This window comes from Nonomuraea sp. MTCD27 (genome assembly GCF_041950495.1).
Classification (GTDB): Bacteria; Actinomycetota; Actinomycetes; order Streptosporangiales; family Streptosporangiaceae; genus Nonomuraea.
This window is the reverse complement of record NZ_JBGNUW010000004.1, coordinates 40130-66114: the sequence shown is the minus strand read 5'-3', so window position 1 is coordinate 66114 and position 25985 is coordinate 40130. Positions and strand designations below refer to the sequence as shown.

The following is a 25985-nucleotide window of genomic DNA, read 5'->3' as shown; positions in this document are numbered from 1 at the left end:
CGAGAGTGAAGCCATGAGCACCACAGAACTCGAACGTACCGGGGACACCGACCTGGCCGTACGTGCGGAGGGGCTGGCCAAGACGTTCGGCGAGCACCGAGCCGTCGACGGGATCGACCTCGAGGTACGCCCCGGGGAGATCTTCGGCGTCCTCGGCCCGAACGGCGCCGGAAAGACCACGACACTACGCATGCTGGCCACCCTGTTGAAGATCGACGCGGGCCGGGCCGAGATCTTCGGGGTCGACGTGGCCGGCAACCCGCACGTGATTCGCCAGCTGGTCGGCGTCACCGGACAGTACGCGTCGGTCGACGAGAACCTGACCGCCCGCGAGAACCTCTGGCTCTTCAGCCGCCTGCAGGGCATCGCCGCGCCGCGCGCCCGGCGCATCGCCACCGACCTGCTGGGCCAGTTCGGCCTGGAGGAGGCCGCCGACAAGCCGATCGCGCAGTTCTCCGGCGGCATGCGCCGGCGCCTCGACCTGGCGGCCAGCCTCATCACCAAGCCACCGCTGATCTTCCTCGACGAGCCGACCACCGGGCTCGATCCGCGCACGCGCGGCCAGATGTGGGACACCATCCGCGGCCTGGTCGCCGACGGCTGCACGGTGCTGCTGACCACCCAGTACCTGGACGAGGCCGACCAGCTCGCCGATCGCATCGCCGTCATCGACCACGGCCGCAAGGTCGCCGAGGGCACCCCCGACGAGTTGAAGACCGCGGTCGGCAACTCCGCCCTCCAGCTGCTGCTCGCCGATCCGGACGAGGTGCCCACCGCCGTGCGGGTCGTACGGCGCGTCCTCGGCTCCGACCCGGTGCTCAGCCCGGAGCAGGGCCGCCTCAACGTCGCACTCGACCAGGCCGACCTGGCCGCGGACGTACTGATCGCGCTGCGCACCGCCGGGGTGTCGATCTCCTCGGTCAGCGTGGCCAAGCCCAGCCTGGACGAGGTGTTCCTCGTCCTCACCGGCCACGAGACGGACGGCGACGGCCGGACCGGCACGGAGGAGAACCGATGAGCACCACGATCGCACCCGCCCGCGAGGCCGTCCGGGCCGCCGACCGCGTGGCGTCCGCCCACCGGCGCGTCTCCCTGGGGGAGACGGTCGGCCAGACCCTGACGATGGCGTGGCGGGCGCTCAAGAAGATGCGCCGGAACCCGGAGCAGTTCTTCGACGTGGCGCTGCAGCCCATCCTGTTCACCGCGATGTTCGCCTTCATCTTCGGCGGCGCCATCGCCGGCGACGTGGAGAGCTACCTCCCGCTGATGATCCCCGGCATCCTCGCCCAGACCGTGCTGACGACGTGCATGGCCACGGGCACGCAACTCCGCGAGGACATGGAGAAGGGCGTCTTCGACCGGTTCAAGTCGTTGCCGATCGCCCGGATCGCGCCGCTCGCCGGCCCGATGGTCGCCGACCTGCTGCGCTACACGATCGCGGCCACGCTGACCTTCGCCATGGGCCTGGTGATGGGCTATCGTCCGGGCGGCGGAGTGGGCGGCGTGCTCGCCGCGATCCTGCTGGCGATCGTCACGGGCTGGTCGCTGGCGTGGGTCTTCACCTGGGTCGGCACGATCGCCCGCAGCGCCCAGGCCGTCCAGGGCATCTCCATGATGATCTTGTTCCCGCTGACGTTCCTGTCGAACGCGTTCGTCCCCGTCGAGACCCTGCCCGGCTGGCTGGCCGCGTTCGTCCGGGTCAACCCGGTCTCACACCTGGTCACGGCCGCCCGCGACCTCGCCAACGGCGCCCTCGTCAGCGGGGAGGTGGCCTGGACGCTCCTGGCGTGCCTGATCGTCATCGCGATCTTCGCGCCCCTGTCGGTACGCAGCTACAAGCGGCACATGTGACCCCCGCCCGCCACGGCCGGAGACCTGCTCGACGAGATCCCGCGCCTCGTCGAGCAGGTCGGAGCCGCGCCGGTCGCCGTACCCGGCTCGCACGGTGGCGATCATCCCCGGCGCGGCCCGCTCGGCGTACGGCTCGATCCGCTCGAAGGTCATGCTCGGCACGATGCCGTTGTACGCGAACCGCTCGGCCAGCACCAGCAACCGGATCGCGTCGCCGGAAGGCATGGCATCCCGCAGCAGCCCCCAGGCGCCGAGCGCGAAGAGCATGGAGCCGCACAACGGGTAGTCGATGACGGGGCTTTCCGCGGACAGCACGTCGTGGCCGCCGACGAGGGAGAACAGCTCCTCGCCGTACCGGACGGCTTCCGGTGGGGCGTGGTACGCGTACGCCGTCAGGGAGACCGACTCCGCGACGATCGTCCACGGCATGGAACCCTCGTGCGGTATCCCCGGCAGGCGCAGGTCACGCGCCCGCTGGACGGCCCGGCGATATTCCGCGAGCGCGGCGGCCGTCTCGCCGCGGGCCAGGGCGAGCTCGGCCGTGCACAACGAGACCATCGCCATCCCGCCGAGCACGGCCTCGTTGTCGTTGATCCGGCTGATCGCGGCGAGCTCGGCCTCCGCGGCGCCGAGGTCGCCGTCGGCCAGCGCGGAGGTCAGCAGCAGCGCGCGGAGCTGGGTCTCGTCGTCGGCGGCGCCGAGCCGGCTCAGCACGGGAATGGCGGTTCGAGCGTGCCCGACCGCCCGTCGCCGGTCGCCGAGATGCATGACCAGGTGGGCCAGCACGGCATGCATGATCGCGGGGAACCACGGCCCGTCGTCCTCGCGGAGCATCGTCAGGGTCCGCTCCGCGGCCTCGATCGCCCCGGCCACGTCTCCCGCGTTCTCCAGGACGTGAACGCTCGCGTGCGTCGCCGCCAGGGCCACGTCATAGTCGGGGCTGCGGCGCAACTCCGACAGCACGCGTCGCAGGTCGGGGCCGTCGGTCGCGAGCGCCACCGTGGCCATCGCCGCCACGCGGGAATCCGTCGCGTCACTGATCGGCAGCGCGCCGAGGAGATCGCGCAGCGGATCGTCCCGGCGGTCGGTGATGATCATGATGTTCATGAGCATGATCAACGTGGCGGCCCTGGTCGCCTCCACGAGGTGTGGTGGGGGCAGCCAGCCGGTGATCACCTGGGTGACGGCGTCCCGGTGAGCGAGGATCCGGGGATGGTCGCCGCGGATCGACCACAGCGCGCCGACGCCGGCCAGCAACTGGATCGCCGTGCCGGGATCGGGCTCGCCGAGAGCCTGCCGGAGCAGATCCGCGAGGTTGCTCTCCTCGGCACGCAACGCGTCGGCCGCGGCGAACTGCGCCGGGCCGAACAGCTGGGTGGCGTGACCGAGCGCGTACGCCGTGGCCCACTCCCGCTGCGCCGCCCGAGCGGCCGCCTCCTCGCCGGCCTCCCTCAGCCGCATCCGCCCGAACTCCCTGACGGTCTCCAGCATCCGGTAGCGCAGGCCGTAGGCCGTCTCGCGGACGCTCAGCATCGACTGCTCGGTCAGCGCGTCCACGACGTGCAGGGCGTCCGGGCCGAGTACGTGCTCGGCCGCGGCCAGCGTGAAACCGTCGCCGAACAGCGACAACCACCGCCACGCCCGGCGTTCCGGCTCCTCCAGCAGGTTCCACGACCAGTCGATGACCGCGAGCAGCGTCTGGTGCCGGTCGGGAGCCGTACGGTTCCCGCCGCGCAGCAGGGCGAACCGGTCCGCCAGCCGCCGCGCGATCTCCTCCACCGACATCACCCGCACCTTGGCCGCGGCCAGTTCGATCGCGAGCGGCAGCCCGTCGAGTCGGGCGACGACCTCCTCGACCGCGCCCTCGTCGATCCGCACCCCCGGGCGGGCGGCCGTGGCGCGCTGGCGGAACAACTCCACCGCGTCGTCCGTCGGCAACTCGCCGAGCGGGTAGACGCGTTCGGCGGGGATCGACAGGGGGGCGCGCGAGGTGACGAGCACCCGAAGATCGCGGGTCGTGACCGTCAGGAACGCCACCAGGTCGGCGACGGCCTCGATCACGTGCTCGCAGTTGTCCAGGATCAGCAGCGCCGGAGCCTGGTCGAGATGCTGGGAGATCCGGGCGCGTACGTCGGAGCGCTGCTCGGCGGTCAGGGCATGACGCCCGCTGACCGAGTCGCGGACCCCGAGCGCCGAGCCCACCTCGCCCACCACGCCCTCCGGCGAGGAGACGCCGACGAGCTCGACGAAGTGGGCGATGGGCTGCGTGGCGTTCCTGCCCACGACATGGGCCAGCCGCGTCTTGCCCAGCCCGCCGGGACCGACGATGGAGACCACCCGGTTGGTCTGCAACAGGGCGTGCACCGCGCGGATGTCGCCGGCACGGCCGAGCAGCGAGGAACCGTCGAACAGGATGCCCGCCCGCACCGGCCGGTCCGCGACGAGGAGCTCGGCGTACACGCGGGCCAGCTCGGGCCCCGGTTCGGTGCCGAGCCGCGCGACCAGGCCCGCGCGATAGCGCTCGTAGCGCTCCAGCGCGGCGGCGGCACCGCGTACGGCGGCCTCGCTGCGCAGGAGGCAGGCGAGCAGCTCCTCGTCGTGCGGCCGATCGGCCGCGACCTCCTCCAGCAGCGGCAGCGCGCTCTCGTGGGCACCGCTCCTGCCTTGCGCGATCGCCGCCACCCGCCGTGCCTCGCTCACCCACCTGGCCGCGACGCTCCGCAGCTCAGCGAGCGCACCGGCGGCACCGTCCAGGTTGCCGTCCAGGAGACCCATGGCTTCTTCCGCGCGGTGCCGCGCGAGCGCCATGTCGTCCTCGCCCAGCGCGGCCCGTGCCTGCTCCACCAGGGTGCCGAGCAGCAGCGCGTCCACCTGATCGGCGGGCAGCCCGAGCCGGTAGCCACGGGGGATCCGCACCACGACGTCGGCGCCTGTCGCCGCCCTGGTCCGCGAGACGACCACCTGCAGCGCCTTCGTCGGGTTGGCCGGCGCCTCGTCCGGCCACAACTCCTCGACCAGGCGCTCGTCACTGACCCCCGCCCGCCCGTGCAAGGCCAGCACGGCCAGCAGGGTGTGCGCGCGATCGCCGACCACCCGCCCACCCCGCCAGCGGACGCCGTCGAGCAGTACCAATGCGGGGGACACCCCCTCAGCTTACGGACGTGTCACAGGTGAGGAGCGAGGCCGGACGAGTATCTCGACGAGCGAACCGAGGCCCACGCGATCCGAACCCACTCTCCATCCCGCAACCGACCCGACCACGCACCTCGGCTTCCCGCCGTCTCGCGGATCACATCACCAGAGGCCCGCAAGGCCCTCGACCGACCGGAATCAGCTGCTTCGGCCATACGGAAACCAGAAAGGCCCATTCCCGTTGCCGGGAATGGGCCTTTGAGCTGGAGCGCGGCCGACAGGAGTCGAACCCGTAACCTTCTGATCCGTAGTCAGATGCTCTATCCATTGAGCTACGGCCGCTCGCTGCTGCTGCCTTGACCTGCCGGTTCGGGCAACGACGTCAACGATACCAGAGTCGTACGGTGCTTATTACCCGTCTGATCGCGTACCCGCCGGTTGCGGTACGACGCAAGACGACGCACAATGGCACACGACGGCGCGACACATTCCCGAGCGGGCGCCGCAGCTCCACCAGAAAGGGATCTGACGCGTGTCCAACGTCGTCGAATTCAACCGCGACCGCCCCACACGGAAGCGACGAACAAGCGCGGCCTCCCGCGCCATCCCCGTCCCGCGCGGCGCCCACCTCCAACACTGTCTCGAATCGTGGGAGCTGTCCCTGCAGGCGAAGAACCTCGCCGAGAAGACGTTCCGCTCCTACACGGATTCGGTGAAAGCGTTCATCGCCTACCTCGACGGCCACTCTCTGCCGTGCGATGCCGAAGCCGTCGACGCCGCGCACGTGCGCGCATTCATCGTCCGCGAAATCCACCGCACCAGCCCGGCGAGTGCGGACGTCCACTACCGGAATTTGCGCGTGTTCTGGAACTGGCTGTGCTCGGACGAGGGCGGCCCCGAACGCACCACAGCGTCGCCGGTGCTGAAGGGCGACCGGCCGAACGTGCCGTCGAAGGTGAGAAAGCACATCGGCGAGGACGAGCAGCGGCGCCTCCTGGCCACCGCGCGCTCCAGCTCGTTCGAGGACCGGCGGGACCTGGCCCTGTTGACGGTCCTGTACGACTCGGGGCCTCGCGCGTCCGGGCTGATGAACGTCCGCTACACGCCGCGGACCCCGGACACCCACGACGTCGACCTGAAAGGCCGGCGGGTTCGGATCCGGTTGAAGGGCGGCAACGAGCACTGGGTGCCGCTCGGCGCCGAATCGGTGCGCGCCCTGGACCGCTACATCCGGGCCAGGAGCGCCCACAGCCGGGCTCTCACGTCGCCGTGGCTGTGGCTGGGCATCCAGGGCCGCAACACCGCCCACATGAGCCCTGAAGGTCTCAGGGACATGCTGGCGCGGCGCGGCGTCCTGGCCGGGATCGCCGGGAAAGTCCACCCGCACCGATACCGGGGGACGGCCACACACCAGCTGCTCGCCGCGGGCGCCTCCGAGGGTGACGTGCAAGAGGTGATGGGGTGGCGGACGCGCGACATGGTGGCGCTCTACGGCCGGGATCTCGCCCAGGAGAGAGCTCGCGAGACTCACGCCAGGCTGTCGCCGGCGGACAGGCTCGCCCAGGGCAGCCGATGACAGATCGGTGACGGATCCGTCATAGCCAGGATTCGCACCCCCACCTGCACGAACATCCTCCCCCCGTTCATGATCGTGACGGATGACAGGTTTTCCCGCATTCCCCTCTTACGCGTGTACGCGGGCGTGTGACGCGGGCGCGCAATGGAGGGGAACGAGAAGAAATCTGTCATCCGTCACGATCTTGCAATTGGTGGCAATGTTTTCGCAGGTCGCGCCGCGTTTCCCGGCTGTGACGGATGTGTCATGGCCGGAACGGTGGCGGGTGGTGCGGTAGAGATTTGTTCTACTGGGTAGAAAAATTCTCACCTTTGTTCGATTCGGGCGTGACTCCTGGCGTTCATTTAGTTACGATGCGATTTCTGGCAGGACGTTGCCCGAGGTAGGACCCTCAAGCACCCGCACGGCGGAGGGGGCCGCACCTCCCAGGCAGCGGCGCCCCCTCTCGCCGTGCGGGGCCACGCACGGGATACGACCTCGGTGGTGCGAGGTCGACCCCGTGCACACCCGAGGGGTTACCCCGAGATCGTTCGCCCCTATGTGCCCTAACCGGACGGATAGCCTTTCCTGGCCTGTAATCGGATTATGCAAACCGAAAACCCCGGCATTCCGTGCATAACGGTCACTGCGCAACGTTTGCAGTGGCGAGTGCACGAGAGGCGTGTGAAAGTCAAGACGGCTTTCCTGTGGATCGTTGCATCTTCAATTTCGTACAGGGGGGCCGTAAAGTGGCGGAGCCGCTGCCTGGGAACACGGCAAACCGGCCTCACCAGCGCTGTTGAGGCCGATGGGGGAAGGAAAGTAGTTGGCCCGACACACCCTCATCCGGATCGCGATCGCCGGCACCGCTCTCCTGTGCGCGGTAACGGTCGCAACGGCTGTCACCGGCCATGGCTCGGATCGGCTGCACATGACGCTCCTCACCGGGAGTCTCGCCGCCGTCCTGGCCACGGTCGGCTACGCCGGCATCTATGCGCGTACTCGCATCATCTCCGCGAAGCTGAACAACATCGAGGCGCGGCTCCGCGACGTCTCGACAAACCTGGACAACGCGGTCTGCCAAGTTGCCGACGAGTTGCACACCGCGGTCGAGGTGCAGAGCAAGACTCTGCAGCGCGACCGGATAGCGGCGGTGCGCATCCTCGCCACCCACCTGCGTAAGCCGCCGCCCGCCGATCGGGGCGACGGCCAGGTGGCATAGCCGGCTGCCGATGGTGGCGGGCCGCCATCTTCCCCACCGGCCGCCGTCGCAGCGCTTCCTGCCGGGAGGCCTTACCTGGGCTTCCCGGCAGCGTCGTCTTTGGTGAGCTCCAGCTCCTCCGGTTCGGCCAGGCCGACGATGACGAGCGCATCCCCGAGCGTCCGGCCGGCCTCCTCGGCCGCCTTCCGGAGCGCGTCGAGCTGCTGTTCGGCGGCGGCCCGGTGGAAGTGGCGCACCTGGAGAAGGATTCTGCCTTTCGGCCCTTGAACGATCAGGTCGGCGCCGGAGCCGGCAGGTGCGGCGACCGCCTGGCCGTCGAGAAGGCCGGCCAGCTGCATGGCCTCCTCGATGGGCATGCCGATCCGGTCGGCGATCTTCTTGACGGTGCGGGTGATCGGCGGATTCTCTTGCGTGGTCAGCCGGTCATAACTTTTGCGGCCGATGCCGATCTGGGCGATCCACTCGTACTTTTGGATGCCCTCTTCGACGCGCTTCTGTTCGCTTGCCCGCCACAGGGGCAGGCCAGGCGGCACAGTGCGTCGTCCCTGCTCCGTCATGCGTCGCATTGAATCACAGTGCGTCATTACGAAGCCAGTTAGGGGTTGTAAAGACTTACCGGTGCGCCATGCTCCGTCATGTATCGTCTTGCGCCGTCACGCGCCTGTATGTATCGTCTTGCATCGTAAGGGTTCGATCCTGAAGCGTTCCGAGGTTCCATTGCTGACGATCTCCGACGTATGCGACCGGCTGCACCTGAGCAGGTCGACCGTTCTGCGCAAGCTTCACGCCGGCGACCTCGCCGGCGCCGAGAAGCGGCACGACTGCGGGGCTCTGTGCTCCGCGCCGAACACGTGCAAGCACGGCACCTGGCAGATCCCCGAGACGGCCGTGTCCGCCCTCGCGCCCTCCGAGACGGGGCGTTGATGGCCGCCAAGGATCCGACGAGGCGCCGCCAGATCGCGGTCGACGCCGTCCGCACGTCGTGGGTCAACACGACGGACCGGACGGCCCGCACCGCGGCCGCGACGAAGGCTTCGCCGGTGTCGCTCGACTACTGGGTTGAGCGGCTGCGGTCGGAGCGCGAGTACGCGACCGAAGCCGACCTGGTCGCGGCGGCCAAGACGGCGCTCGCGCTCGAAATGACCCGCCGCGGCCGGGCCGGCGCCGAAACGCGCCGCCGCAACAAGCAGGCCAAGCAGGAGGCTGCCCGCCTGGCCGCCTCCGCATAGACCACCTTCTGGGAGGGAGGAACCGTGTCGAACACCGACACCGACACCCGCGAGCGGCGGTACACGCGCCAGCAGGCCGCCGACTTCTGCCAGGTACACCACCAGACGATCACCCGGTGGGCCAACGCGGGCAAGCTGCCCACCGTCCGCACCCCGGGCGGCCACCGCCGCTACCGCGAATCCGACCTGGTCGCCGTCATGGAAGGGGAAGCGTCGTGACGTTCTCCGAGCTGCTGCCGGGCCAGCTGGCCCGCATTCCGCGCCCCCACGCCGAGCTGGGGGAGCCGCTGCCGCCGGTCGTCCGCATCGAGCTGCACCCGTGCCCGTGCTCGGGCCCGCACTGCAGCTGCTGGATCGCGTTCGGCCGCGACATCGAGACCGGCCGACTCAACCCGTACCACCGCGAGCCCGGGTTCGCGGTCACCGTCGTCACCCCCGCCGCCTGAGGAGCAACCCCGTGGTTTCTGACCTTCACATCGACATCCTGCGCCAGCAGGTCGCCCACTTCGAGCAGGTCACCGCCGGATGGCGGTACCTGCTCGCGCACGCCGAACAGGTGGCGCGGGCCGGCACCGTCATGCCGGACCCGATGATGCCGGACGGTGTGCGCTGGCCTGACCCGCCCGCCAACGGCTGGGGAGCGCCCGAGGGGACGCCGCTGTTCGACGCCGTCAACGGGCACGCCGCCGGCGGGCAGGTGCCGAACGGCGTCCAGCCGTACCCGGCGCCGAACGGGGCCGGCGTGTACGACGGCACGCTGCCGCCGGAGAAGGAGAACGCGCTCGGCACCCTCACCTCCATGCACGACGCCTACGCAGCCACCCCGAAGGCGCGCGAAGAAGAGCAGGAATGGAGGCAGGCGTGAACCGCGGCACGATCAGCGTGGGCCGCGTCTACTTCGGCGCCAACGCCAAGATGCACGAGAAGACTCTGGTCACCGTCAACGGGATCCTGGTTCGGCGCGAGGGCCGCCGCATCTTGACGCTCGGCAAGAACTGGCCGGTCGAGACGGCCCGCATGGTGGCCGCCGCCCTCCTGGAGCTGGCGGAGGCGGCCGAGGCCGAACCCGACCCCGAACTTCTCCAGGACGTCCAGGACGCGCTGATGAGCGCCATGAACGACTCCTGCCTGGTCGAGGACATCGCCCGCGGCGTCCTGGCCGCCTTCAAGGTCGAGAAGCGGAGGCAGCCGTGAACGCGGCCGTCGTGTTCGCGCTCGTTGTAGGCGGCCTGGCCGCCGTCCTGTTCGATGCGTCGCTTCGCGCCCGCCGGTGGCTGGAGGCCGGCATCAGCGCCGGAGCCATGGCCGTCTGCTCCATGCTCGCTGTCGCCGCCGGCCTGCCTGCGGTCCCGCTGTGGCTGCTGATCCTGGCCGTGTGGGTTGTGGTGGTGCTGGCCGGTTTGGCCGCCTGGTCGTTCCTCCGCCACCGCGAGAAGACCCGCACAGGGGAGGAGACGCGGTGACCGTCTACGGGTTCGGCGTCCAGCTCAACACGTCGGGGTCGCGCGTGTGGATGGTCGGGCTGCCGCCCGGCCTGGACGTGCTCAACGCCAACCAGCGGCTGCACTGGCGGAAGAAGGCCCCGATCACCCGGGAGCTCCGTCAAGCCGCCGCGCTGCTGGCCCGCCAGGCAAGGATTCCCACCCTGGCCCGCGCCCACATCGTGGGCGAATACCGGCCGCCCGACCGGCGCCGCCGCGACGTCGCCAACCTGTACCCCAGCTTCAAGGCGGCCATCGACGGACTCGTCGACGCCGCGGTGCTGGAAGACGACGACGACACCCACCTGGTCGGCCCCGACATGCGGCTCGGCCCGATCGTGGCCGGCGGCCAGCTGGTACTCCACATCGCCGAACTCCCCGAGGTGGTCGCGTGACGACGACTGTGACGGTGGAGTGCGCCTGCTGCGGCAGCGCCGGATTGCATGACGGCCGCAGCCTGTGCCACTCCTGCTACCACTGGCATCACGCCAACGGCACTCTCGGAAAGTATCCGCCGCTCCGCACCTGGCTCGCGACTCTGGCCAGGATCGAGGATTTCGCCGAACTGCGCAGGGGCGGCCTGTCGGTGCGGGCGGCGGCCGCCAGGGTGGGCGTCACCAAACGCTCCGGCGAACGGTACGAGCGCAGGCTGAAGGCCAGGCAGGTGGCCGCGTCGTGAGCGTCGCCGGATGGATCCGCCCGTGGTTCCCGGCCGGCCTGGTCGGCCACATCTACCGCGACTGTGCCCGCCTCCTGAAGTGGGTTTCCGAGCCGGTCGAGGGACCGGGCTGGCTGGACCCGCGCGCCGACTCCGAAGCCCGCAGCCGCGGCTACTTCACCAACACCCGCACCTGCCCCGACTGCCTGACCAGGTATGACCCGAAACTGGCCGCCGAACTCGGCGTCACCGACGACTAGGAATCCTGATGAAGTTCACGATCATGTCCGGCGACCTGGCCGAAACGGTCGGCTGGGTCGCACACGCCCTCCCGAAGCGGGCCGCGACGCCCGTGCTCCTGGGCATCCTGCTCGACGCCGGCGATGACGGCGTCACGTTCTCGGCGTTCGACTACGACACGTCGCGGCAGGCCGCCGTCGAGCTCGACGCCCCCGTCGACCCCGGCAAGATTCTCGTGCCCGGCCGGCTCGTGGCGGACATCGTCAAGGTGTTCCCGAAGGGCGAACTCGTGGACGTCGCCGCCGACGACCGCGAGGTGACCATCCGGTGCGGCAAGGCCGAGTACGCGCTCCCGCTCATGCCGGTCGACGACTTCCCGACCCTGCCGAAGCCGTCGGCCGCGATCGGGTCAGTGGCGTCGAAGACGTTGGCGGACGCGGTTGCCAAGGCCATCAGCGCGGCCGGGAAGGACGACACACTGCCGATGCTGACCGGGCTGTATCTGGAGGTCGGCGACGGGCTCATCGACCTGGCCGCGACGGACCGCTATCGGATGACGTGGAGGACCGTCGAATGGACGGCCGCCGTCGACGCGCCCGCCGAGTTGAAGGCGCTCATCCCCGCCAAAATCGTCCACGACGTGGCCCGCGGCCTGCCCGCCGGCACCTCCGTCGAAGTCGGCGTAAACGCCGGGCTGGCGGCGTTCACATGCGATGGCCGTGTGACCACGGTCCGCCTGTTGGACGGCGGGTTTCCTCCGTTCCGCGACCATTTCGCCAAGCAGGCGGACGCCAAGATCGTAGCCGAGTTCGATGCGGGCGCGCTTAGCAAGGTGGTGAAGAGGGTCGCGTTGATGGCCGAACGGTCCGCGCCGGTCCGCCTGTCGTTCACGCAGGACGGCGTGCTGGTGGAGGCGGGCGGCGCAGACGTCGGGCGCGGCTCCGAGCAGGCCGACTGCACCCTGGACGGCGAGGACATCACGATCGCGTTCAACCCGCCGTTCCTGTCGACCGCTCTGGCCACCTTCGCCGGCCCGGTGCAGCTGCGCATGACGAAGCCGACAAGCCCGGCCGTCCTATCGACGCCCGGCGACGACAGCTACCGGCACCTGATCATGCCGATCAGGTTGACGAAGTGACCGGCCAGCAAGCCGCCGGCGCCACCATCACGGTCACCATGCGGGACGGCCGCCAGGTCACCGCCATCACGTGGAACGCGTGCACCGGCGTCGGCGCCTTCGTCGCATCGCTGCTCGGCCAGCCGGCCGCCACCCACACCGCCACGCTGAAGGAGGAGGAGCTGTGTCCCTGACCGACTGGTTGCGTGACCGCCGCGACCTGATCGACGAACTCACGGAGGCGCGCGAGCAGGCGGTCGCCGCCGGCCGCCAGCTGCAGGACGCGGCCGCCGACCGCGACCACTTCATGGGGCTCGCCCGGAAGGAGCGGGAGGCGCACGAGCAGACTCAGCGCATCCTGGAAGCCCTCGAATCGGACGGGTGCCCGGACGTGTTCGGGCCGGCCATCCCGCGCACCCCTGGCGAGGAGTGGGCGGCGAGGGAGAGGCACGTCGCCGCCTTGGAGGAGCAGGTGCACCGGCTGCAGCAGGCCAACATGGCCGCCGACCGCCGCTGACCCGCACGCCGGATTTTCTCAGGAAATGTCATGCGTCGTCTTGCGTCGTTCTGCGTCGTCTTGTATCGTTTCTCTTGTCAGGGAGTGCGGGAGACGCCGGGAGAACAAGATGACCGACCAGCAGATGGCCACCATCACCGACCAGATCATGAAGGCCGCGGCCAAGGGCGACCGGGCCCGCGTCGAGGACCTGGTCGAGCACCTGCTGGAGAAGGGCCGCGAGGCCGGCAAGAACGACCTCCTCATCGACCTGGTCGACGCCGACGAGATCAGCCCGCAGGCGGTCGAGTTCGCGGTCGAGAACAACGGCTGCACCGACCCGCGCAACAAGTAGCCCCCCTGGGCGGCCCCCAGATCGGGGGAGGGGCCGCCCACCATCCCCGCCGAGTCCAATGGAGAAGATCGTGAGTAATGCCGACGAGCGCACCCTGGACCGGGTGCGCAAGCTCCTCGCCAAGGCGGAGGGCACCGACAACGAGCATGAGCGCGACACGTTCATGGCCGCTGCCAACCAGTTGATGGCCAAGTACGGCATCGAGCAGGCCATGTTGGCGGCCACCGACCGCAGCAGCGAGAAGCCGACCAACCGGCGGATCACCGTCGAAAACCCGTGGGCCGACGTCAAGGCCAACCTCATCTACAACGTGGCCGAGGCGGTCGGCTGCAAGAGCATCATGATCACCGGTGTGCGCGGCTGCAAGGTCGTGCAGATCTTCGGCTTCGAGTCCGACCTGGAGCGTGCCGAACTGCTGTACACGTCGCTGCTGCTGCAGATGGCGTCCGCCCTGACGCGGGTGGAGATCCCGTACTACGACAGCCCGCGCGCCTACCGCCGGTCGTGGATGCTCGGCTTCAAGAACGAGGTCGTGTCTCGCATCCGTGCCGCCGAGCGGGCGGCCGTCCGCGAGTACGAGGCCGACCGACCGCCCGCCAGCAGCGCGACGGGCCCCAGCACCGAACTGGTACTGGCCAGCCGCAAGGAAGCTGTCGACAAGGCCGTTGCCGAGGTGTTCCCGAGCCTCAAGAGGGGCAATGGACTCAGCTCCCGAGGGAGCGGGTACGGCGCCGGTCGGGCCGCCGGGCGGCAGGCCGACATCGGTGGCAAGCGCGTCGGTGGCGGTGCTCAGCGTTCGCTCAGGAGCGCCCGCTGATGTTCACGCAGCCCACCCCGTACATCGAGACCCCGGCGGCCACGCCGGGGTTCACGGTGCCGCAGCCGCCCATGCACGCCGCCCCGGCCGCCGCGCCGGTCCGGTTCGAGCACTCGCCCACCGGCGAGCAGGCCGCCATCTTGGACGCCGCCGCCACCGGGCAGCCCCTCGTCATCGAGGCCGGCGCCGGAACCGGGAAGACGTCCACGTTGAAGATGGTGGCCGCCGCCCAGCCGCGGCGGCGCGCCCTGTATCTCGCCTACAACAAGGCGATCGCCACCGACGCCGCCGCGACGTTCCCCGCCAACGTCCAGTGCTCCACCGCCCACAGCCTCGCCTTCCGGCAGGTGGGCCACCAGTTCAAGGACCGGTTGAACGGGCCGAGACTCCCGGCCCGCGAGGTGGCCCGCTTCCTGCAGATCCCGGCCGTGCTCGACCTGGGGGCGCATGCGCTCACGTCGGTGAAGGTGGCCAGGATCGTCATGGACGCCGTGCGCAGGTTCTGCTACTCCGACCGCGACGAGCCGTCCGCCTGGCACATCCCGGACGTGCCCGGCCTGGAAGGTGACGGGATGGTCCAGCTGCGCGAGCAGGCATACCCGTTCATCTTGTGGGCGTGGGGGGACCTGCAGCAGCCGGGCGGCCGGCTCAAGTTCGAGCACGACCACTACCTGAAGATGTGGGCCCTCACGAACCCGACGCTCCCCGCGGACGTCGTCTTCCTGGACGAGGCGCAGGACGCCAACCCGGTCATCTCCCGCATCGTCGAAGCGCAGGGTGCGCAAAAAATTCTTGTCGGTGACCAGTCGCAGGCCATCTACGGCTGGCGCGGCGCCGTCGACGCCATGCAGGACTTCACCGGCACCCGCCTCTCCCTCACCCAGTCGTTCCGGTTCGGGCAGCGCATCGCCGACGAAGCCAACCAGTGGCTGCAGTTGCTCGACGCCCCGCTGCGCCTCACTGGGAATCCGGCCAAGGATTCCCGCCTGGACATGGTTCCGCACCCGGGCGCCGTGCTGTGCCGGACCAACGCGGGCGCGATCGGGCAGGCCATGGCCGCCATCGGCGCCGGGCTCCGGCCCGCGCTGGTGGGCGGCGGCAACGACATCCGCAACCTCGCCAGAGCCTGCCAGGACCTGCGCAACGGGAAAGGCACCGAGCACCCCGAGCTGATGGCCTTCAGGAGCTGGGATGAGGTGCGCGAGTACGCCGAACACGACGCCGGCGGCGCCGACCTCAAAACTCTCGTCAAGCTGGTGGACGGGCACGGGCCCGAAGCCATCCTGCGTGTGGTCGACCAGCTGGTGGACGAGTCGAACGCCGACGTCGTCATCTCCACCGCACATCGGGCGAAAGGCCGGGAGTGGGACACGGTCAGGCTGGCCGCGGACTGGGGGGAGCCGTACGGCCCGGACGGCAAGCTGGACCGCGGCGAGGCGATGCTCACGTACGTCGCCGTCACCCGCGCCAAGGACGTGCTCGACTGCCGGGCGCTGCCCTCGAAAGATGCCAGCGTTTCGCAAAGCATGAGCCCTGCGTTGACACCGCTCGCCGATGTCGCACTCATGCCGACGCTCGATCTTGAAACGGGCGCTGACCAGCAGGGCGAAGTTATCCACAGCCCGGTTGATGCCGGTTCGCCCATCCCCAGAACGGCGTTCGGTGACATGCCGGCCAGGCCCGCCGGGCCAGAATCGACGGCCATGAACACGCCAACCGTCGGGCCGGTTCCGAGCCTCGACGACACGCTCACCCCGGACCCGCCCCGGGCGGAAACGGACCTGCCGGCCGAGCTGGTCGGCTGGCTCGACTACGCCAAGCAGGCCGCCCAGAACGAAGCCGACTGGAAGCGGGTGAAGGACGCCGCCCAGCAGAAGATCAAAGACTGGTGTGTCGAGCACGGCGTCGACGAGCCCACCGTCGCCGGGCAGCCCGCCTGCTCGTACAAGGAGTCCGCGCCGGGCGGCCAGCTCGACGGCAAGAGCCTCAAGAAGGACCACCCCGACATCTACGCCAAGTACTACACGCCCAAGAAGGCATCCCGGCCCTTCAACTTTCTCGGGAGATGGAAGTGACCGACTACCGCAAGATCGCCGAGAAGATGGCAGGCCCCGGCCACGAGCAGCTCGTCAGGGCCATCGCCGAATACCAGCACGCCAACGAGTCCATGCACATGCACGAGAGCGTCGAGCGCCGGGAGCCGTGCCCGTACTGCTGGATGCGCGCCGGACGCGCCATGCAGATCGTCGGCGACCACCTCGCCGCCGAGCGGGAGCGGTTCGACGGCGTCCTCGTTCGGGCGCTCACCCTGCCCGCGTGGGGCGACGTCGAGGACGACCTGGTGAAGACGTACAGGGACGTGAACGCGTCCGACTACGAGAGCCTCCAGGCCGTCTACGGCGAGGTCCTGGAGATGCTGGCCCTCAACCTGGTGACGGCCCGGGCCGCGCTGGCGGGCGACGAATGACACCGGACGCCGCCCGGGTGCTCAAGTTGTTGGCGGCGGGGAAGACGACCCGGGAGGTGGCCGACGGCACGTCGTGGCCGCGCGACCGGGTCGTCACCCTCGCCAGGGCGCAGAAGGGCTGGCTGCTCAACACGGCCACCGACCGCGTGTACGACCCCGACGGCGGCCCCGTCACCCTGTCGGTCGACATAGCGGAGCTCGCCGACACGCATCTCCCGTTCGAGCTCGTAGCGCGCGCGGAGGCGTCCGCCGACCCGGCGCTGCGCAAGCTGGCCGCCACCGTCCGCGCCGCCCTGAAAGACATCAGCGACCGCCTCGTCAACGCGCGGGAGGCGGCCCTGGTGGCCGAGCAGGTGGCGCGGCTGCAGCGGGAGTTGCAGGCGTTGCAGGCCCGGCACCGGCAGCTGACCGGCGGCCGGAAGGCGCCCGACGTGTCCGGGGTGCGGCCGGCCGAGGCGAAGAAGAGGCGGACCGGGATCAGGGCGTGGGCCGCCTCGCAGGGCCTCGACTGCCCGAAGAGCGGCCGCATCCCCAAGCATGTTGAAGCCGCCTACGACCAAGCCCACGAAGGAGACCAGTGAACGAGGAGATTCAGCGGATGACGCCGCACGAGGCCTGCGAGGAAGCGGCCTTCGCACTCCGCGCGCGCCAAGACGACAGCGGCTTGGCCGACCTGCTCCAGAACATTGGCCGCACCATGCACGACGCCGGCGCCCCCTTCATCGGGCAGGCCGCCGTCGTTGCTCGCAACACCCTGCATGCCCTTGCGGATGCCGACGAATACGCCGCCAAGTGCGTGTGTACCGACTCGGTCAGGTCGAAGGTCGGCACATGCCCCCCTCCCGGCGATCGCGAATACGCGTTCTGCCCTCGCCGCCGTGCAGCGAAGGATGGATCATGACCATCGCCTTCAGCCAGCCGGATGCGGGTTGGGCCACTCCGACGCTGTCCGGGCTGGCGGCGTCGATCGCCACCAACGTGGTGCAGACGGTCAAGCAGGCCGGCCAGAACGCGCCCCGCTCCCTGCAGCGGACGATCGGCCCGTCCGAGATCGGCACCCCCTGCGTGCGCCGCCTCGCCTACAAGCTGTGCGACTGGCCGGAGGTGAACAAGGACGGGGATCCGTGGGCGTCCATCATCGGCACCGCCGTCCACGCCTGGATGGAAGACACCTACAAGGCCGAGAACGAGCGGCTCGGCGTGGAACGCTACGTGATCGAGCGCCGCCTCCACATCCGCGGCAACATCTACGGCAACGCCGACCTGTTCGACCGATCCACCGGCTGCAACATCGACTGGAAGTGCGTCGGTGAGGACCGGTTGAAGAAGTATCGGAAGGACGGGCCGGGCGAGCAGTACCGCATCCAAGCCCACCTGTACGGGTTGGGCCAGGAGAACGCCGGCGAGCACGTCAACGACGTGTCTGTGGTGTTTCTGCCGCGCGGCGGCAGGATCGACGGCTTGCACGTGTGGTGCGAGCCGTACGACCGGAATGTGGCCTTGGCCGCGCTGGAGCGCCTCGACAACGTGCTCACCCTGCTGCACGTGCCCGACTTCGACCCGGGCGTCAACCCGAACGCGTTCGGCGCGTTCCCGACCTCCGACGCGTTCTGCACGTTTTGTCCGTGGTTCGCGCCCGGCAGCAAGGACGCGTCGAAGGGCTGCCCTGGCGCCTTCTGACCCTCTCAAAAACCCGTCGATGCGTCGTCTTGCGCCATCATGCGTCGTCTTGTATCGTCTTCAACACGGATCACAACGAACCGGATCACCTCGGATTCCTCGAAAGGATCACCATGTTTCAGCAGCCCACCGCCGGATCCAACTTCAAGGCCAAGGACCACGTCGGCCACCTCCTCCTCATCTACGTCCGCGAACTCCGCACCGGCATCGTCACCCAGTACGGCCCGTCCGACGCGATCAGCGCCGACGTGGTCGTCCTCACCGACCAGAACGGGCCCCGCGTGGAGCCGGGCGTCCTGTTCTTCCAGAAGCCGCTCATCGGCTCGCTGCGCAACGAGGTCGGCAAGGACCCGGTGCTCGCCCGCCTCGGGCAGGGCGTCGCCAAGCCGGGCCAGGACCCGCCGTACATCCTCAACCCGTTCGACCAGAACGACGCCGACTGGGCCACCCAGTGGCTGACCTCGGTCGGCGGCAACCCGTTCCAGACCGCGCCCGCGCTGCAGCAGCCCGCCGCGCCCGTCCCGCAGGTGCCGCAGGCTCCGGTGGCCCCCCTCCCGCAGGCCGCGCCCGCCGCCTTTCCGGTTCCCGCCGGGGTCGGTGCGGGTGTGCCTGCGCCGGTAGCCGCCCCCATCCCGCAGGCGCCCGGCGTCCCCCAGGCGCCCCCCCAGTGGGCCACCCCTCAGGCCGCGCCCGCCCCCATCCCGACGGCCCCGATGGCGAACTCGCCCGAGGCGGCCGCCGCCGCTGCCGCGCTCGGCATGCAGGTGCCGCCGCCCGCGCCCGCCGTCCACTAACCGGACGGCCCTAGACCGGCCCCGACAGGCTCTCGCGGACCTGTCGGGGCCGCACCCCTTTAACCAGTTGGTCACATGAACGAGAGCGGGGCCCACTTGAACAACCAGCTCCTCCAGGCGGCCCTCCAGCTCCACGACGCCGGATTGTGCGTCATCCCGGCCGCCGCCACCGGCACCAAGCAGCCCTGGCCGGACAGCCCCTCCTGGAAGGTCTTCCAGGCCACCCGGCCGCCCTGGCAGCAGGTTGAGGACTGGTTCAGCGGCGGCCGATATGACGGGCTCGGCGTCGTCTGCGGGCAGGTGTCCGGCCAGCTGGAGATGCTCGAATTCGAGGGCCGCGCCATCGTCGAGGGTGTCGCACGCGATGTGGCCGAGCTGGCCGCCGCGTCCGGGCTCGCCGACCTGTGGCAGCGCGTCACCACCGGATATATGGAGAAGACCCCGTCCGGCGGCATCCATCTCCTGTACCGGGTCGACGGCGAGGTGGCCGGGAATACGAAGCTTGCCCGCCGCCCCGCCACCGTCGAGGAGCTGGCCGAGAGTCCCGACGACAAGGTGAAGGTTCTCATCGAAACCCGCGGGGAGGGCGGGTTCGTTGTCGTCGCGCCGTCCGGCGGCCGCACCCACCCGGATGGTGGCGCGTGGGAAATGGTTGCCGGCGGACCCGGCACGATCCCCACCATCACGCCGGGGGAGCGGGATCTCCTCCACCACCTGGCCGCCGTCTTCGACCGGATGCTGGACGCGGGGCCCCGGGGGGAGAGCCCCACACGTCCCGCGTCGACCCTGTTCAGCCAGCCCGCACCCGCCTACGACAACGAGGACGGCGTGTCGCCGGGGGACGACTACAACGCGCGCACCACGTGGGACGAGATTCTGGTGCCGCGCGGCTGGACACGCGTGTGGGCGAGCGGCAGCACCGTCTACTGGCGGCGGCCCGGCAAGTCGACCGGCTTCTCGGCCACCACCGGCCGCAACGACGCCGACAACCTGTACGTGTTCTCCACCTCCACCGAGTTCGAGGCTGAGAGGCCGTACGACAAGTTCGGGGCGCTCGCCCACACCGACTACCGCGGCGACCACTCCGCCGCCGCCACCGCACTGTCTGCCGCCGGGTACGGGGTGCGCGCCGAACGGACCGTCGCCGCACCCGCGCCCGCGCCGCCGCCGCTGCACGGGAATCTCGCCCCGGTCGTGCAGCTGCACCCTGACGGGCCGCCACCGCTCGCCGTGGTGGAGGAGCGGACGTACGCGCAGTCGGATGACGGTAACGCGCTCGCCCTCGTGGACCGGTTCGGCGATGTGATCAGGTTCTGCCCCGAACGCGGCAGGTGGCTGGCGTGGACGGGGGTGCGCTGGGAGTGGCAGCCGATGGGTGGCGGCCTCGTGCGCGAGTACGGGAAGCGGGTCGCCCGCGGCCTGGCAGAGGCGGACAAGCCGGCAGTCGCCCACAAACGGAAAGCACTCTCGAGCCCGGGGACGACGGCGATGCTCGCCCAAGCGCAGACGGACACGCGGATCGTGGTCGCCGTCGACGACCTCGACAACCAGCCGTGGCAGTTGAACACACCGGCCGGAATCGTCGACCTGCGCACCGGCACGCTGGGGCCCTCCGACGCCGGCATGCTGCACACCAAAGTCACCGCATGCTCGCCCGACCCGGACGCGGACATGGCGCGCTGGGACGAGTTCCTGGCCGACACGTTCGGCGCCGACACCCAGCTGGTGAGCTACCTGCAACGCCTGATCGGATACTCAGCCACCGGCAGCGTCGCCAAGCATGTGCTGCCGTTCTGTGTCGGCTCCGGCGGCAACGGGAAAGGCGTCTTCCTGGAAAGCCTGGTCGCGGTGCTTGGCGATTACGCCACCACCGCGCCGTCCGGCTTCCTCATGGCCAAAGCGAGTATTCAACACGAAACCGAGATTGCGCGCCTCGCTGGTATGAGAATGGTTGTCTGCTCCGAAGTGGCCGACGATGACCGTTTTGATGAAGTGAAAGTGAAACAGCTGACGGGCGGCGACACGCTAACGGCCCGTTTTATGCGGCAGGACCATTTCACTTTCACGCCGTCCCACAAACTTTGGTTGATGGGCAACCACCAGCCGAGCGTGCGCGCCGGCGGGCGGGCGTTCTGGCGGCGGCTGCGCCTGATCCCGTTCGAGCATGAGGTGCCGGTCGAAAAGATGGTGGACGACCTGCAAGGGATCCTGGCCAACGAGCACGGCCCGGCCCTGCTCGCCTGGATAGTCGCCGGGGCCGCCGCCTACGCGCAGGGCGGGCTGCAGGAGCCTGACAGCGTCACCGTGGCCACCGACCATTACGCCGCCGACCAGGACACCGTTGCCCGGTTCGTGGACGCGTGCTGCCATAAGGCCGCCTCGGATCAGGTGCAGATCAACGTGTCCAAGTTCCGGGAGGCGTACGAGAGGTGGTGCTTCGAGGAGGGGGAGACGCCCGTCTCCCCGAAGAAGTTGACCATGGAGCTCACCCGGCGGCACGGGGTTGGCGACTCCCGCTCTTCGACGGCCCGCTTCTACACGCGCATCACCCTCCTCACCCCCGAACAAGATCATGACGGATCTGTCACCGCCAACGCGGATCCGTCACAGCCGCGCTTCTCCCGACCCGACGACGACGGCAAGATCGGCGGGCAAGGATGGTGAACACACTTCACACGATTCGCGATGACAGATTCATGACGGATCCGTCATCGGCCCGCCCGCACACCCTGGCCTGCGAGGATGCACTATCTCCGATCAAGATCGTGACGGATGACAGATTTTCCCGCATTCCCGCCCTTACGTGCGTACGTATACGCGCGCATGTGACGCGCCCGCGCAATGGCGGGGAACGAGCGAAAATCTGTCATCTGTCACAGGCGGCGAAATGATCTTGTCTACGCCGGTGTCGATGACCAACTGCCGCCGCTGCGGAGCGTTGATCTTGAGCGGCTACTCCGAAGGCTGCTGGGTTCGGGTCGACCCCGCCCCGCTCGACCTGCGCCAGGAGCTCGACGCCATCCTCGCCGGGCGGATGACGTACGACGTGCAACCCCTCGGACTGCCGAGAAAGCCGTTCGTGTGGCATCGAACCGTGTTCCGTATCCGAGGCGAACGCAAATGGAAAGTCGTCCAAGAGCACCGGTGCCCGCCCGGCCCGCACTTTCCGCCACCCCCGGCACAGCCGGTCGAACTCGTAATTCCGTTCAACGTGTCCACGCCCGATACGCCGCCATTCTGAGGAGGGCCCTGTGAGCAATGGCACGCTGGAAACACTGGATTGGCTTATCGAATACTGGCCCGATTTGGTCGAGGCGCGTCTGCCGATGGCGACCCGGCCGCCCCGGCAGACGCGCGAGCTCGACGCCGCAGGGCGGGAGCTGCGGGACGCCCAGGCCGCCATGGACGTCTACTTCCGTACCGAGCTGGGCCTAAGCGTGTCGCCGGCCCCGCTCGACATCAACATTCTCCAGACCGCGTTGGATGTGCTCGTGCAGGCCGACGACCTCGCGTACGAGCTCAGCGAGCCGTCCCTCTGCCCTGCCCCGTGCCCGCCTGGCCTGGGCGACCTCGACGCCAGGCCGTACCTGCGCACCATCCGGGCCTGCCTGGTCGACGAGCACGACGACCTGGGCGAGCCCGGCCCGTGGTTCGAGCACGCCGGCGAGCGCGTCTACCGCATGTACGAGCAGGTCGGTCGCGCCCTCGCCATGTTCTACACCGGGCAGGTTGTGAAGGCCGTGTGCCCGTGGTGCTCGGGACGGACCGGTGACATGCCGGTGGGCGGGGCGTACACGTGGCGGGTGGAGGTGCTGCCCAACGACCAGGTCGCCATCATGTGCTACGGGGTGAACTGCAACCCGCCCGCCGACCAGGTCGGCACCTGGCTGTGGGGGCAACCCTGCTGGCCCATCACCATGTGGCCCAAGCTCGCCAAGCACGTCATGCCCGAACACGAGCGGGCGGCGCGCGCCCGGGAGGCGATCGCATCATGACCATTGCCATCACGCTCATTGCCGCACTGGTCACGGGGTATGCGCTCGGGCGCGTCCGTCCACTGCACCGAGCGCGATCATGGGCATGGTGGCGCATCCAGACATACGGCCGCCGCCACGCATCCACGCTGCAGACCCTGCTCGCGCTGGCACTTTGGCCCAGCATCGCCTTGAAAGCGTTCAGGGCGTGGCGCCAGGACAAACCGCCAACATCGCGTCTCGCATCCGCACCGAAGCTCAACGAGAAGTGGCAGGCGAAGCTCGATGATCGGCCGCGTTGACGCACGTCAACAGCCTGTGGATAATGAGTCCTGCAACTGCATGCCCAGAATCAGCCCCGCCAGCGTGCGGGGCTTTCTTGTTGTTCGGGGGTGAGCGTGTGTGCCCCAAGGTAAGGCTCTCGACGAACACACGATCGCTGCCATCCTCGCCAGCATCGACGCAGGCAAAAGCCGCAACGAGGCGGCCCGCGAACACGGCGTCAGCGCCAGCACGGTAAGCCGGATCGCCGCCGCGAACGCACGCACCTTCGACCGGTCCAAGACGAAGAACGCGACAGAAGCGGCACGAGCGGACAACGCCGCCCTGCGCGCCGCCACGTCGCGCCGGCTGCTGGTGAAGGCCAACGAGTTTCTCGACCAGATGGACCGGGAGCACCTCGCCTGGAATTTCGGCGGCAAGGACAACACGTACAACGAGAAGACGCTGCCTCGGCCGCCCGTGTCCGATCTGCGCAACCTGATGACGGCGGCCGCGGTCGCGATCGATAAGCACATCGTGATCGAGAAGCACGACAACAGCGGCGAGTCGCACGCCGCGGTGGACGCGTGGCTGACGGAGATGACGGGCCTGTGAACGTCACCCCCTTGGTCGGCAAGCAGCGCGACAGCGTGCAGTTGGCGACCGCGCGCCTCAACGTGTGGGACGGCTCCGTACGATCCTCCAAGACCATTTCGAGCCTGATGAAGTGGCTCAAGTTCGTGCGCACCGCCCCGGCCGGCCCCCTCCTCATGGTCGGCAAGACGGAACGAACGCTCAAGCGGAACATCATCGACCCCCTGGTCGAGATGTTGGGGGAGAAGCGGTGCAAGTTCGTGGCTGGCGCCGGAGAGCTGCATCTGCTCGGCCGCCTCGTCTACGTGGCGGGCGCCTACAACGAGGGCAGCGAGGACAAGATCCGCGGCCTGTCCCTGGTCGGCGCGTACGTCGATGAGGCCAGCACCATCCCGGAGAGCTTCTGGGTCATGCTGTTGACCCGGCTGTCCATTCCCGGCGCCCAGCTGCTGGCCACCACCAACCCGGACGGGCCACAGCACTGGCTCAAAACCGGGTACCTCGACCGCGCGAGGCTGCATCTCGACATCGACGGCCAACTCCACCGGAGCGACGCCGGCGACGCACTCAACCTGCACCGGTTCTCGTTCAAGCTGGCCGACAACCCCAACCTGACGCCCGAGTACATCGCCGACGTCTCCGCCGAGTTCACCGGCCTCTGGTATCGGCGGCTCATCCTCGGCGAATGGTGCCTCGCCGAAGGCGTCGTGTACGAGTCGTGGGATCCGGCCCGGCACGTCGTCAGCGTGCTGCCCGCCATCGACCGGTGGCTGTGCCTGGCCGCCGACTACGGGACGACGAACCCGTTCCATGCTCTGCTGATCGGCCTGGGCCATGATGGCCGCCTGTACGTCGGGCATGAGTGGCGGTGGGACAGCAAGAAGCAGCGCGCCGCGTTGACGGATGTCGAATACTCCGAGCGGGTGCGCGCCTGGGCCGCCGGCCTCGGCGTCACACCGCAGTACTGGATCGTCGACCCCAGCGCGAAGTCGTACCGGGTGCAGCTGCACCGTGACGGCATCAGCTCGACCCTGGCCGACAACGAAGTCGTTGACGGCATCCGCGACGTCGGCTCCCTGTTCGCCACCGGCCGGCTCCTCGTACACGCCGGGTGCAGGGAGCTGATCAAGGAGATTCCCGGCTACGCCTGGGACCCCGACGCCAGCGAGAAGGGCGAGGACAAGCCGCTCAAGATCGCCGACCACGGGTGTGACGCGCTCAGGTACGGGATCCGGACCACGCGCAACATCTGGCACGGCCAGCTCGCGGCGCCGTCGAAGGCTGCATAAACGGGCTGCATGACGCTGCATAAACGGACCAATCGGGCACGATTTCTCGCCGTTGTGAGACGCGTTCGCGACACAACGCTGTGACCTGCGAGAACGCCAGACGCAGACCGGACAGAATCAGCATTCTGTTCCGTTACCCACGAGTAACCCACAACCGAGCCTGTGGAGATCTACATGAAAGCCCTCCGACTCAACCCCGACGCGGTCAAGGACGTCGACCCCAAGCAGATCGCCGAACATGTGGCGTTGGCCATGGGCTACGTGCCCAAGCAGCCGGAGATCGGCATCTACCGCGAGCGTGCGCACCTGGTGGCCTACCTCGCCACCAAGTTCCCGGCCGCCATCGCCTACAGCGACCCGGACGAGCCGGACTGGCCCGTCATCTACATCACCACTCCGCATGGCCAGATGTCCTGGCACGTCGCGCCCGACGACCTCGACCTGTTCCCGCACGTCCCCATGTTGGAGGTCGACGCAGGCCCGGTCTGGGACGGTCACACCACCGACGAGAAGTACGAGCGCCTGCGCGCGCTGACCATCGAGCACGAGCCCGGCGAACATTACGAGTTCGGGATCGACAAGATCATGAGGGCGAATGAACAGCGGAAGCAGGCCAGCGGAAGTGTGAGTGGCTCGCTCGCGTTCAGCGACGCCACCCCGATCATGACCTGCCGGTGCGGCGTGAGGTGCTTCGGCGACTCGATCAACGACGCCCTGACCGCGTGGGGGATCCACCTCACGACACTGCACCGCAACGAGCTCTGAGAGGAGCG

The 25985-nt window shown here is 69.2% G+C and carries 34 protein-coding genes, 1 tRNA gene and 1 pseudogene; 32 read left to right on the top strand and 4 right to left on the bottom strand.

The genetic code is table 11. The features are described 5' to 3' along the window. Positions 1-13: 13 nt before the first annotated feature. Positions 14-1018 carry an ATP-binding cassette domain-containing protein gene (locus ACBJ59_RS12390; RefSeq protein ID WP_375110306.1) on the top strand — a complete coding sequence of 335 codons (1005 nt, stop codon included), beginning with the start codon at positions 14-16 and terminating at the stop codon, positions 1016-1018. Next, complete coding sequence (locus tag ACBJ59_RS12385; protein ID WP_375110305.1) at positions 1015-1851, top strand: ABC transporter permease; 837 nt, start codon at positions 1015-1017, stop codon at positions 1849-1851. The genes ACBJ59_RS12390 and ACBJ59_RS12385 overlap by 4 nt, the downstream gene beginning before the upstream one ends. A 1680-nt stretch (positions 1852-3531) precedes the next feature. Here the strand turns inward: ACBJ59_RS12385 and ACBJ59_RS12380 are convergent. Continuing rightward, a pseudogene (locus ACBJ59_RS12380) lies at positions 3532-4722 on the bottom strand (BTAD domain-containing putative transcriptional regulator); the annotation flags it as partial. Between the two features lie 530 nt (positions 4723-5252). Further along, positions 5253-5325: transfer RNA gene (locus ACBJ59_RS12375), tRNA-Arg, on the bottom strand. 190 nt (positions 5326-5515) lie between these two features. Here ACBJ59_RS12375 and ACBJ59_RS12370 point away from each other — a divergent pair. Both ACBJ59_RS12370 and ACBJ59_RS12365 read left to right on the top strand, forming a co-directional pair. Then, positions 5516-6559, top strand: a complete 1044-nt coding sequence (locus tag ACBJ59_RS12370; RefSeq protein ID WP_375110304.1) for a tyrosine-type recombinase/integrase — start codon at positions 5516-5518, stop codon at positions 6557-6559. Positions 6560-7364: 805 nt separating this feature from the next. Then, positions 7365-7760, top strand: a complete 396-nt coding sequence (locus ACBJ59_RS12365; protein ID WP_375110303.1) for a hypothetical protein — start codon at positions 7365-7367, stop codon at positions 7758-7760. Positions 7761-7831: 71 nt separating this feature from the next. On the opposite strand, the gene ACBJ59_RS12360 is transcribed toward ACBJ59_RS12365, so the two are convergent. After that, positions 7832-8317: a hypothetical protein gene (locus ACBJ59_RS12360; protein WP_375110302.1), complete on the bottom strand. Its 486-nt coding sequence runs from the start codon at positions 8315-8317 to the stop codon at positions 7832-7834. Between the two features lie 160 nt (positions 8318-8477). Between ACBJ59_RS12360 and ACBJ59_RS12355 the strand changes: the two genes are divergently transcribed. The 21 genes from ACBJ59_RS12355 (at position 8478) to ACBJ59_RS12255 (ending at position 19094) form a co-directional block, all read left to right on the top strand. Beyond that, a complete protein-coding gene (locus ACBJ59_RS12355; RefSeq protein ID WP_375110301.1) occupies positions 8478-8684 on the top strand; it encodes a helix-turn-helix domain-containing protein in 207 nt (68 codons plus the stop codon). After that, positions 8684-8989, top strand: a complete 306-nt coding sequence (locus tag ACBJ59_RS12350; RefSeq protein WP_375110300.1) for a hypothetical protein — start codon at positions 8684-8686, stop codon at positions 8987-8989. The genes ACBJ59_RS12355 and ACBJ59_RS12350 overlap by 1 nt, the downstream gene beginning before the upstream one ends. A 24-nt stretch (positions 8990-9013) precedes the next feature. Beyond that, positions 9014-9208 carry a helix-turn-helix domain-containing protein gene (locus ACBJ59_RS12345; protein ID WP_375110299.1) on the top strand — a complete coding sequence of 65 codons (195 nt, stop codon included), beginning with the start codon at positions 9014-9016 and terminating at the stop codon, positions 9206-9208. Continuing rightward, the gene (locus ACBJ59_RS12340; protein WP_375110298.1) at positions 9205-9435 is read left to right on the top strand and encodes a hypothetical protein; all 231 of its coding nucleotides are present in this window, start codon (positions 9205-9207) and stop codon (positions 9433-9435) included. Before ACBJ59_RS12345 ends, ACBJ59_RS12340 begins: the two co-directional genes overlap by 4 nt. A gap of 11 nt (positions 9436-9446) precedes the next feature. Continuing rightward, complete coding sequence (locus tag ACBJ59_RS12335; RefSeq protein WP_375110297.1) at positions 9447-9854, top strand: hypothetical protein; 408 nt, start codon at positions 9447-9449, stop codon at positions 9852-9854. Then, on the top strand, positions 9851-10183 hold the full coding sequence (locus tag ACBJ59_RS12330; RefSeq protein ID WP_375110296.1) for a hypothetical protein: 333 nt from the start codon (positions 9851-9853) through the stop codon (positions 10181-10183). The genes ACBJ59_RS12335 and ACBJ59_RS12330 overlap by 4 nt, the downstream gene beginning before the upstream one ends. Next, positions 10180-10452, top strand: a complete 273-nt coding sequence (locus tag ACBJ59_RS12325) for a hypothetical protein (protein ID WP_375110295.1) — start codon at positions 10180-10182, stop codon at positions 10450-10452. Before ACBJ59_RS12330 ends, ACBJ59_RS12325 begins: the two co-directional genes overlap by 4 nt. After that, positions 10449-10865: a hypothetical protein gene (locus tag ACBJ59_RS12320; RefSeq protein ID WP_375110294.1), complete on the top strand. Its 417-nt coding sequence runs from the start codon at positions 10449-10451 to the stop codon at positions 10863-10865. The genes ACBJ59_RS12325 and ACBJ59_RS12320 overlap by 4 nt, the downstream gene beginning before the upstream one ends. Further along, positions 10862-11149 carry a hypothetical protein gene (locus ACBJ59_RS12315; protein WP_375110293.1) on the top strand — a complete coding sequence of 96 codons (288 nt, stop codon included), beginning with the start codon at positions 10862-10864 and terminating at the stop codon, positions 11147-11149. The genes ACBJ59_RS12320 and ACBJ59_RS12315 overlap by 4 nt, the downstream gene beginning before the upstream one ends. After that, the gene (locus tag ACBJ59_RS12310) at positions 11146-11388 is read left to right on the top strand and encodes a hypothetical protein (protein ID WP_375110292.1); all 243 of its coding nucleotides are present in this window, start codon (positions 11146-11148) and stop codon (positions 11386-11388) included. Before ACBJ59_RS12315 ends, ACBJ59_RS12310 begins: the two co-directional genes overlap by 4 nt. An 8-nt stretch (positions 11389-11396) precedes the next feature. After that, positions 11397-12506 (top strand): DNA polymerase III subunit beta, encoded by a 1110-nt coding sequence (gene dnaN / locus ACBJ59_RS12305; RefSeq protein WP_375110291.1) that lies wholly within the window; start codon positions 11397-11399, stop codon positions 12504-12506. Beyond that, positions 12503-12679, top strand: a complete 177-nt coding sequence (locus ACBJ59_RS12300; RefSeq protein WP_375110290.1) for a hypothetical protein — start codon at positions 12503-12505, stop codon at positions 12677-12679. Before dnaN ends, ACBJ59_RS12300 begins: the two co-directional genes overlap by 4 nt. Then, positions 12670-13002, top strand: coding sequence for a hypothetical protein (locus ACBJ59_RS12295; RefSeq protein ID WP_375110289.1), 333 nt, complete (start codon positions 12670-12672; stop codon positions 13000-13002). The genes ACBJ59_RS12300 and ACBJ59_RS12295 overlap by 10 nt, the downstream gene beginning before the upstream one ends. 109 nt (positions 13003-13111) lie before the next feature. After that, on the top strand, positions 13112-13336 hold the full coding sequence (locus tag ACBJ59_RS12290; protein WP_375110288.1) for a hypothetical protein: 225 nt from the start codon (positions 13112-13114) through the stop codon (positions 13334-13336). 58 nt (positions 13337-13394) lie between these two features. Then, positions 13395-14153 (top strand): DUF2786 domain-containing protein, encoded by a 759-nt coding sequence (locus ACBJ59_RS12285; RefSeq protein WP_375110287.1) that lies wholly within the window; start codon positions 13395-13397, stop codon positions 14151-14153. Next, on the top strand, positions 14153-16228 hold the full coding sequence (locus ACBJ59_RS12280) for a UvrD-helicase domain-containing protein (RefSeq protein WP_375110286.1): 2076 nt from the start codon (positions 14153-14155) through the stop codon (positions 16226-16228). The genes ACBJ59_RS12285 and ACBJ59_RS12280 overlap by 1 nt, the downstream gene beginning before the upstream one ends. After that, a complete protein-coding gene (locus tag ACBJ59_RS12275) occupies positions 16225-16620 on the top strand; it encodes a hypothetical protein (protein WP_375110285.1) in 396 nt (131 codons plus the stop codon). The genes ACBJ59_RS12280 and ACBJ59_RS12275 overlap by 4 nt, the downstream gene beginning before the upstream one ends. A gap of 17 nt (positions 16621-16637) precedes the next feature. Continuing rightward, positions 16638-17201, top strand: coding sequence for a histone-like nucleoid-structuring protein Lsr2 (locus ACBJ59_RS12270; RefSeq protein WP_375110284.1), 564 nt, complete (start codon positions 16638-16640; stop codon positions 17199-17201). Beyond that, positions 17198-17521 (top strand): hypothetical protein, encoded by a 324-nt coding sequence (locus ACBJ59_RS12265; protein WP_375110283.1) that lies wholly within the window; start codon positions 17198-17200, stop codon positions 17519-17521. Before ACBJ59_RS12270 ends, ACBJ59_RS12265 begins: the two co-directional genes overlap by 4 nt. Continuing rightward, positions 17518-18300, top strand: coding sequence for a hypothetical protein (locus tag ACBJ59_RS12260; RefSeq protein WP_375110282.1), 783 nt, complete (start codon positions 17518-17520; stop codon positions 18298-18300). Before ACBJ59_RS12265 ends, ACBJ59_RS12260 begins: the two co-directional genes overlap by 4 nt. Positions 18301-18413: 113 nt before the next feature. Beyond that, entirely contained in the window at positions 18414-19094 is a 681-nt protein-coding gene (locus ACBJ59_RS12255; RefSeq protein ID WP_375110281.1) for a hypothetical protein, read from the top strand. A 71-nt stretch (positions 19095-19165) separates the two neighbouring features. Here the strand turns inward: ACBJ59_RS12255 and ACBJ59_RS12250 are convergent, their stop codons facing one another. Next, complete coding sequence (locus ACBJ59_RS12250; RefSeq protein WP_375110947.1) at positions 19166-19318, bottom strand: hypothetical protein; 153 nt, start codon at positions 19316-19318, stop codon at positions 19166-19168. Between ACBJ59_RS12250 and ACBJ59_RS12245 the strand changes: the two genes are divergently transcribed. The 7 genes from ACBJ59_RS12245 to ACBJ59_RS12215 all read left to right on the top strand — a co-directional run bounded on the left by ACBJ59_RS12245 (position 19248) and on the right by ACBJ59_RS12215 (position 25977). Then, complete coding sequence (locus ACBJ59_RS12245; protein ID WP_375110927.1) at positions 19248-21758, top strand: phage/plasmid primase, P4 family; 2511 nt, start codon at positions 19248-19250, stop codon at positions 21756-21758. The two genes, ACBJ59_RS12250 and ACBJ59_RS12245, sit on opposite strands and share 71 nt — an antisense overlap. Positions 21759-21981: 223 nt before the next feature. Further along, a complete protein-coding gene (locus tag ACBJ59_RS12240) occupies positions 21982-22335 on the top strand; it encodes a hypothetical protein (RefSeq protein WP_375110280.1) in 354 nt (117 codons plus the stop codon). Positions 22336-22399: 64 nt separating this feature from the next. Beyond that, complete coding sequence (locus ACBJ59_RS12235) at positions 22400-23089, top strand: hypothetical protein (protein WP_375110279.1); 690 nt, start codon at positions 22400-22402, stop codon at positions 23087-23089. Further along, entirely contained in the window at positions 23086-23370 is a 285-nt protein-coding gene (locus ACBJ59_RS12230) for a hypothetical protein (RefSeq protein ID WP_375110278.1), read from the top strand. The genes ACBJ59_RS12235 and ACBJ59_RS12230 overlap by 4 nt, the downstream gene beginning before the upstream one ends. Positions 23371-23470: 100 nt before the next feature. Next, positions 23471-23944, top strand: a complete 474-nt coding sequence (locus tag ACBJ59_RS12225; protein WP_375110277.1) for a hypothetical protein — start codon at positions 23471-23473, stop codon at positions 23942-23944. Beyond that, positions 23917-25212, top strand: a complete 1296-nt coding sequence (locus ACBJ59_RS12220; protein ID WP_375110276.1) for a PBSX family phage terminase large subunit — start codon at positions 23917-23919, stop codon at positions 25210-25212. The genes ACBJ59_RS12225 and ACBJ59_RS12220 overlap by 28 nt, the downstream gene beginning before the upstream one ends. A 174-nt stretch (positions 25213-25386) precedes the next feature. Then, on the top strand, positions 25387-25977 hold the full coding sequence (locus ACBJ59_RS12215) for a hypothetical protein (protein ID WP_375110275.1): 591 nt from the start codon (positions 25387-25389) through the stop codon (positions 25975-25977). The last annotated feature ends 8 nt before the right edge of the window (positions 25978-25985 follow it).

Excerpts from the sequence above, each read along its gene's own strand:
- ACBJ59_RS12390 (WP_375110306.1), top strand. The coding sequence starts at position 14 with ATGAGCACCACAGAACTCGAACGTACCGGGGACACCGACCTGGCCGTA.
- ACBJ59_RS12385 (WP_375110305.1), top strand. The coding sequence starts at position 1,015 with ATGAGCACCACGATCGCACCCGCCCGCGAGGCCGTCCGGGCCGCCGAC.
- ACBJ59_RS12360 (WP_375110302.1), bottom strand. The coding sequence starts at position 8,317 with ATGACGGAGCAGGGACGACGCACTGTGCCGCCTGGCCTGCCCCTGTGG.
- ACBJ59_RS12350 (WP_375110300.1), top strand. The coding sequence starts at position 8,684 with ATGGCCGCCAAGGATCCGACGAGGCGCCGCCAGATCGCGGTCGACGCC.
- dnaN (WP_375110291.1), top strand. The coding sequence starts at position 11,397 with ATGAAGTTCACGATCATGTCCGGCGACCTGGCCGAAACGGTCGGCTGG.
- ACBJ59_RS12290 (WP_375110288.1), top strand. The coding sequence starts at position 13,112 with ATGACCGACCAGCAGATGGCCACCATCACCGACCAGATCATGAAGGCC.
- ACBJ59_RS12285 (WP_375110287.1), top strand. The coding sequence starts at position 13,395 with ATGGAGAAGATCGTGAGTAATGCCGACGAGCGCACCCTGGACCGGGTG.
- ACBJ59_RS12280 (WP_375110286.1), top strand. The coding sequence starts at position 14,153 with ATGTTCACGCAGCCCACCCCGTACATCGAGACCCCGGCGGCCACGCCG.
- ACBJ59_RS12260 (WP_375110282.1), top strand. The coding sequence starts at position 17,518 with ATGACCATCGCCTTCAGCCAGCCGGATGCGGGTTGGGCCACTCCGACG.
- ACBJ59_RS12255 (WP_375110281.1), top strand. The coding sequence starts at position 18,414 with ATGTTTCAGCAGCCCACCGCCGGATCCAACTTCAAGGCCAAGGACCAC.
- ACBJ59_RS12240 (WP_375110280.1), top strand. The coding sequence starts at position 21,982 with ATGATCTTGTCTACGCCGGTGTCGATGACCAACTGCCGCCGCTGCGGA.
- ACBJ59_RS12230 (WP_375110278.1), top strand. The coding sequence starts at position 23,086 with ATGACCATTGCCATCACGCTCATTGCCGCACTGGTCACGGGGTATGCG.
- ACBJ59_RS12215 (WP_375110275.1), top strand. The coding sequence starts at position 25,387 with ATGAAAGCCCTCCGACTCAACCCCGACGCGGTCAAGGACGTCGACCCC.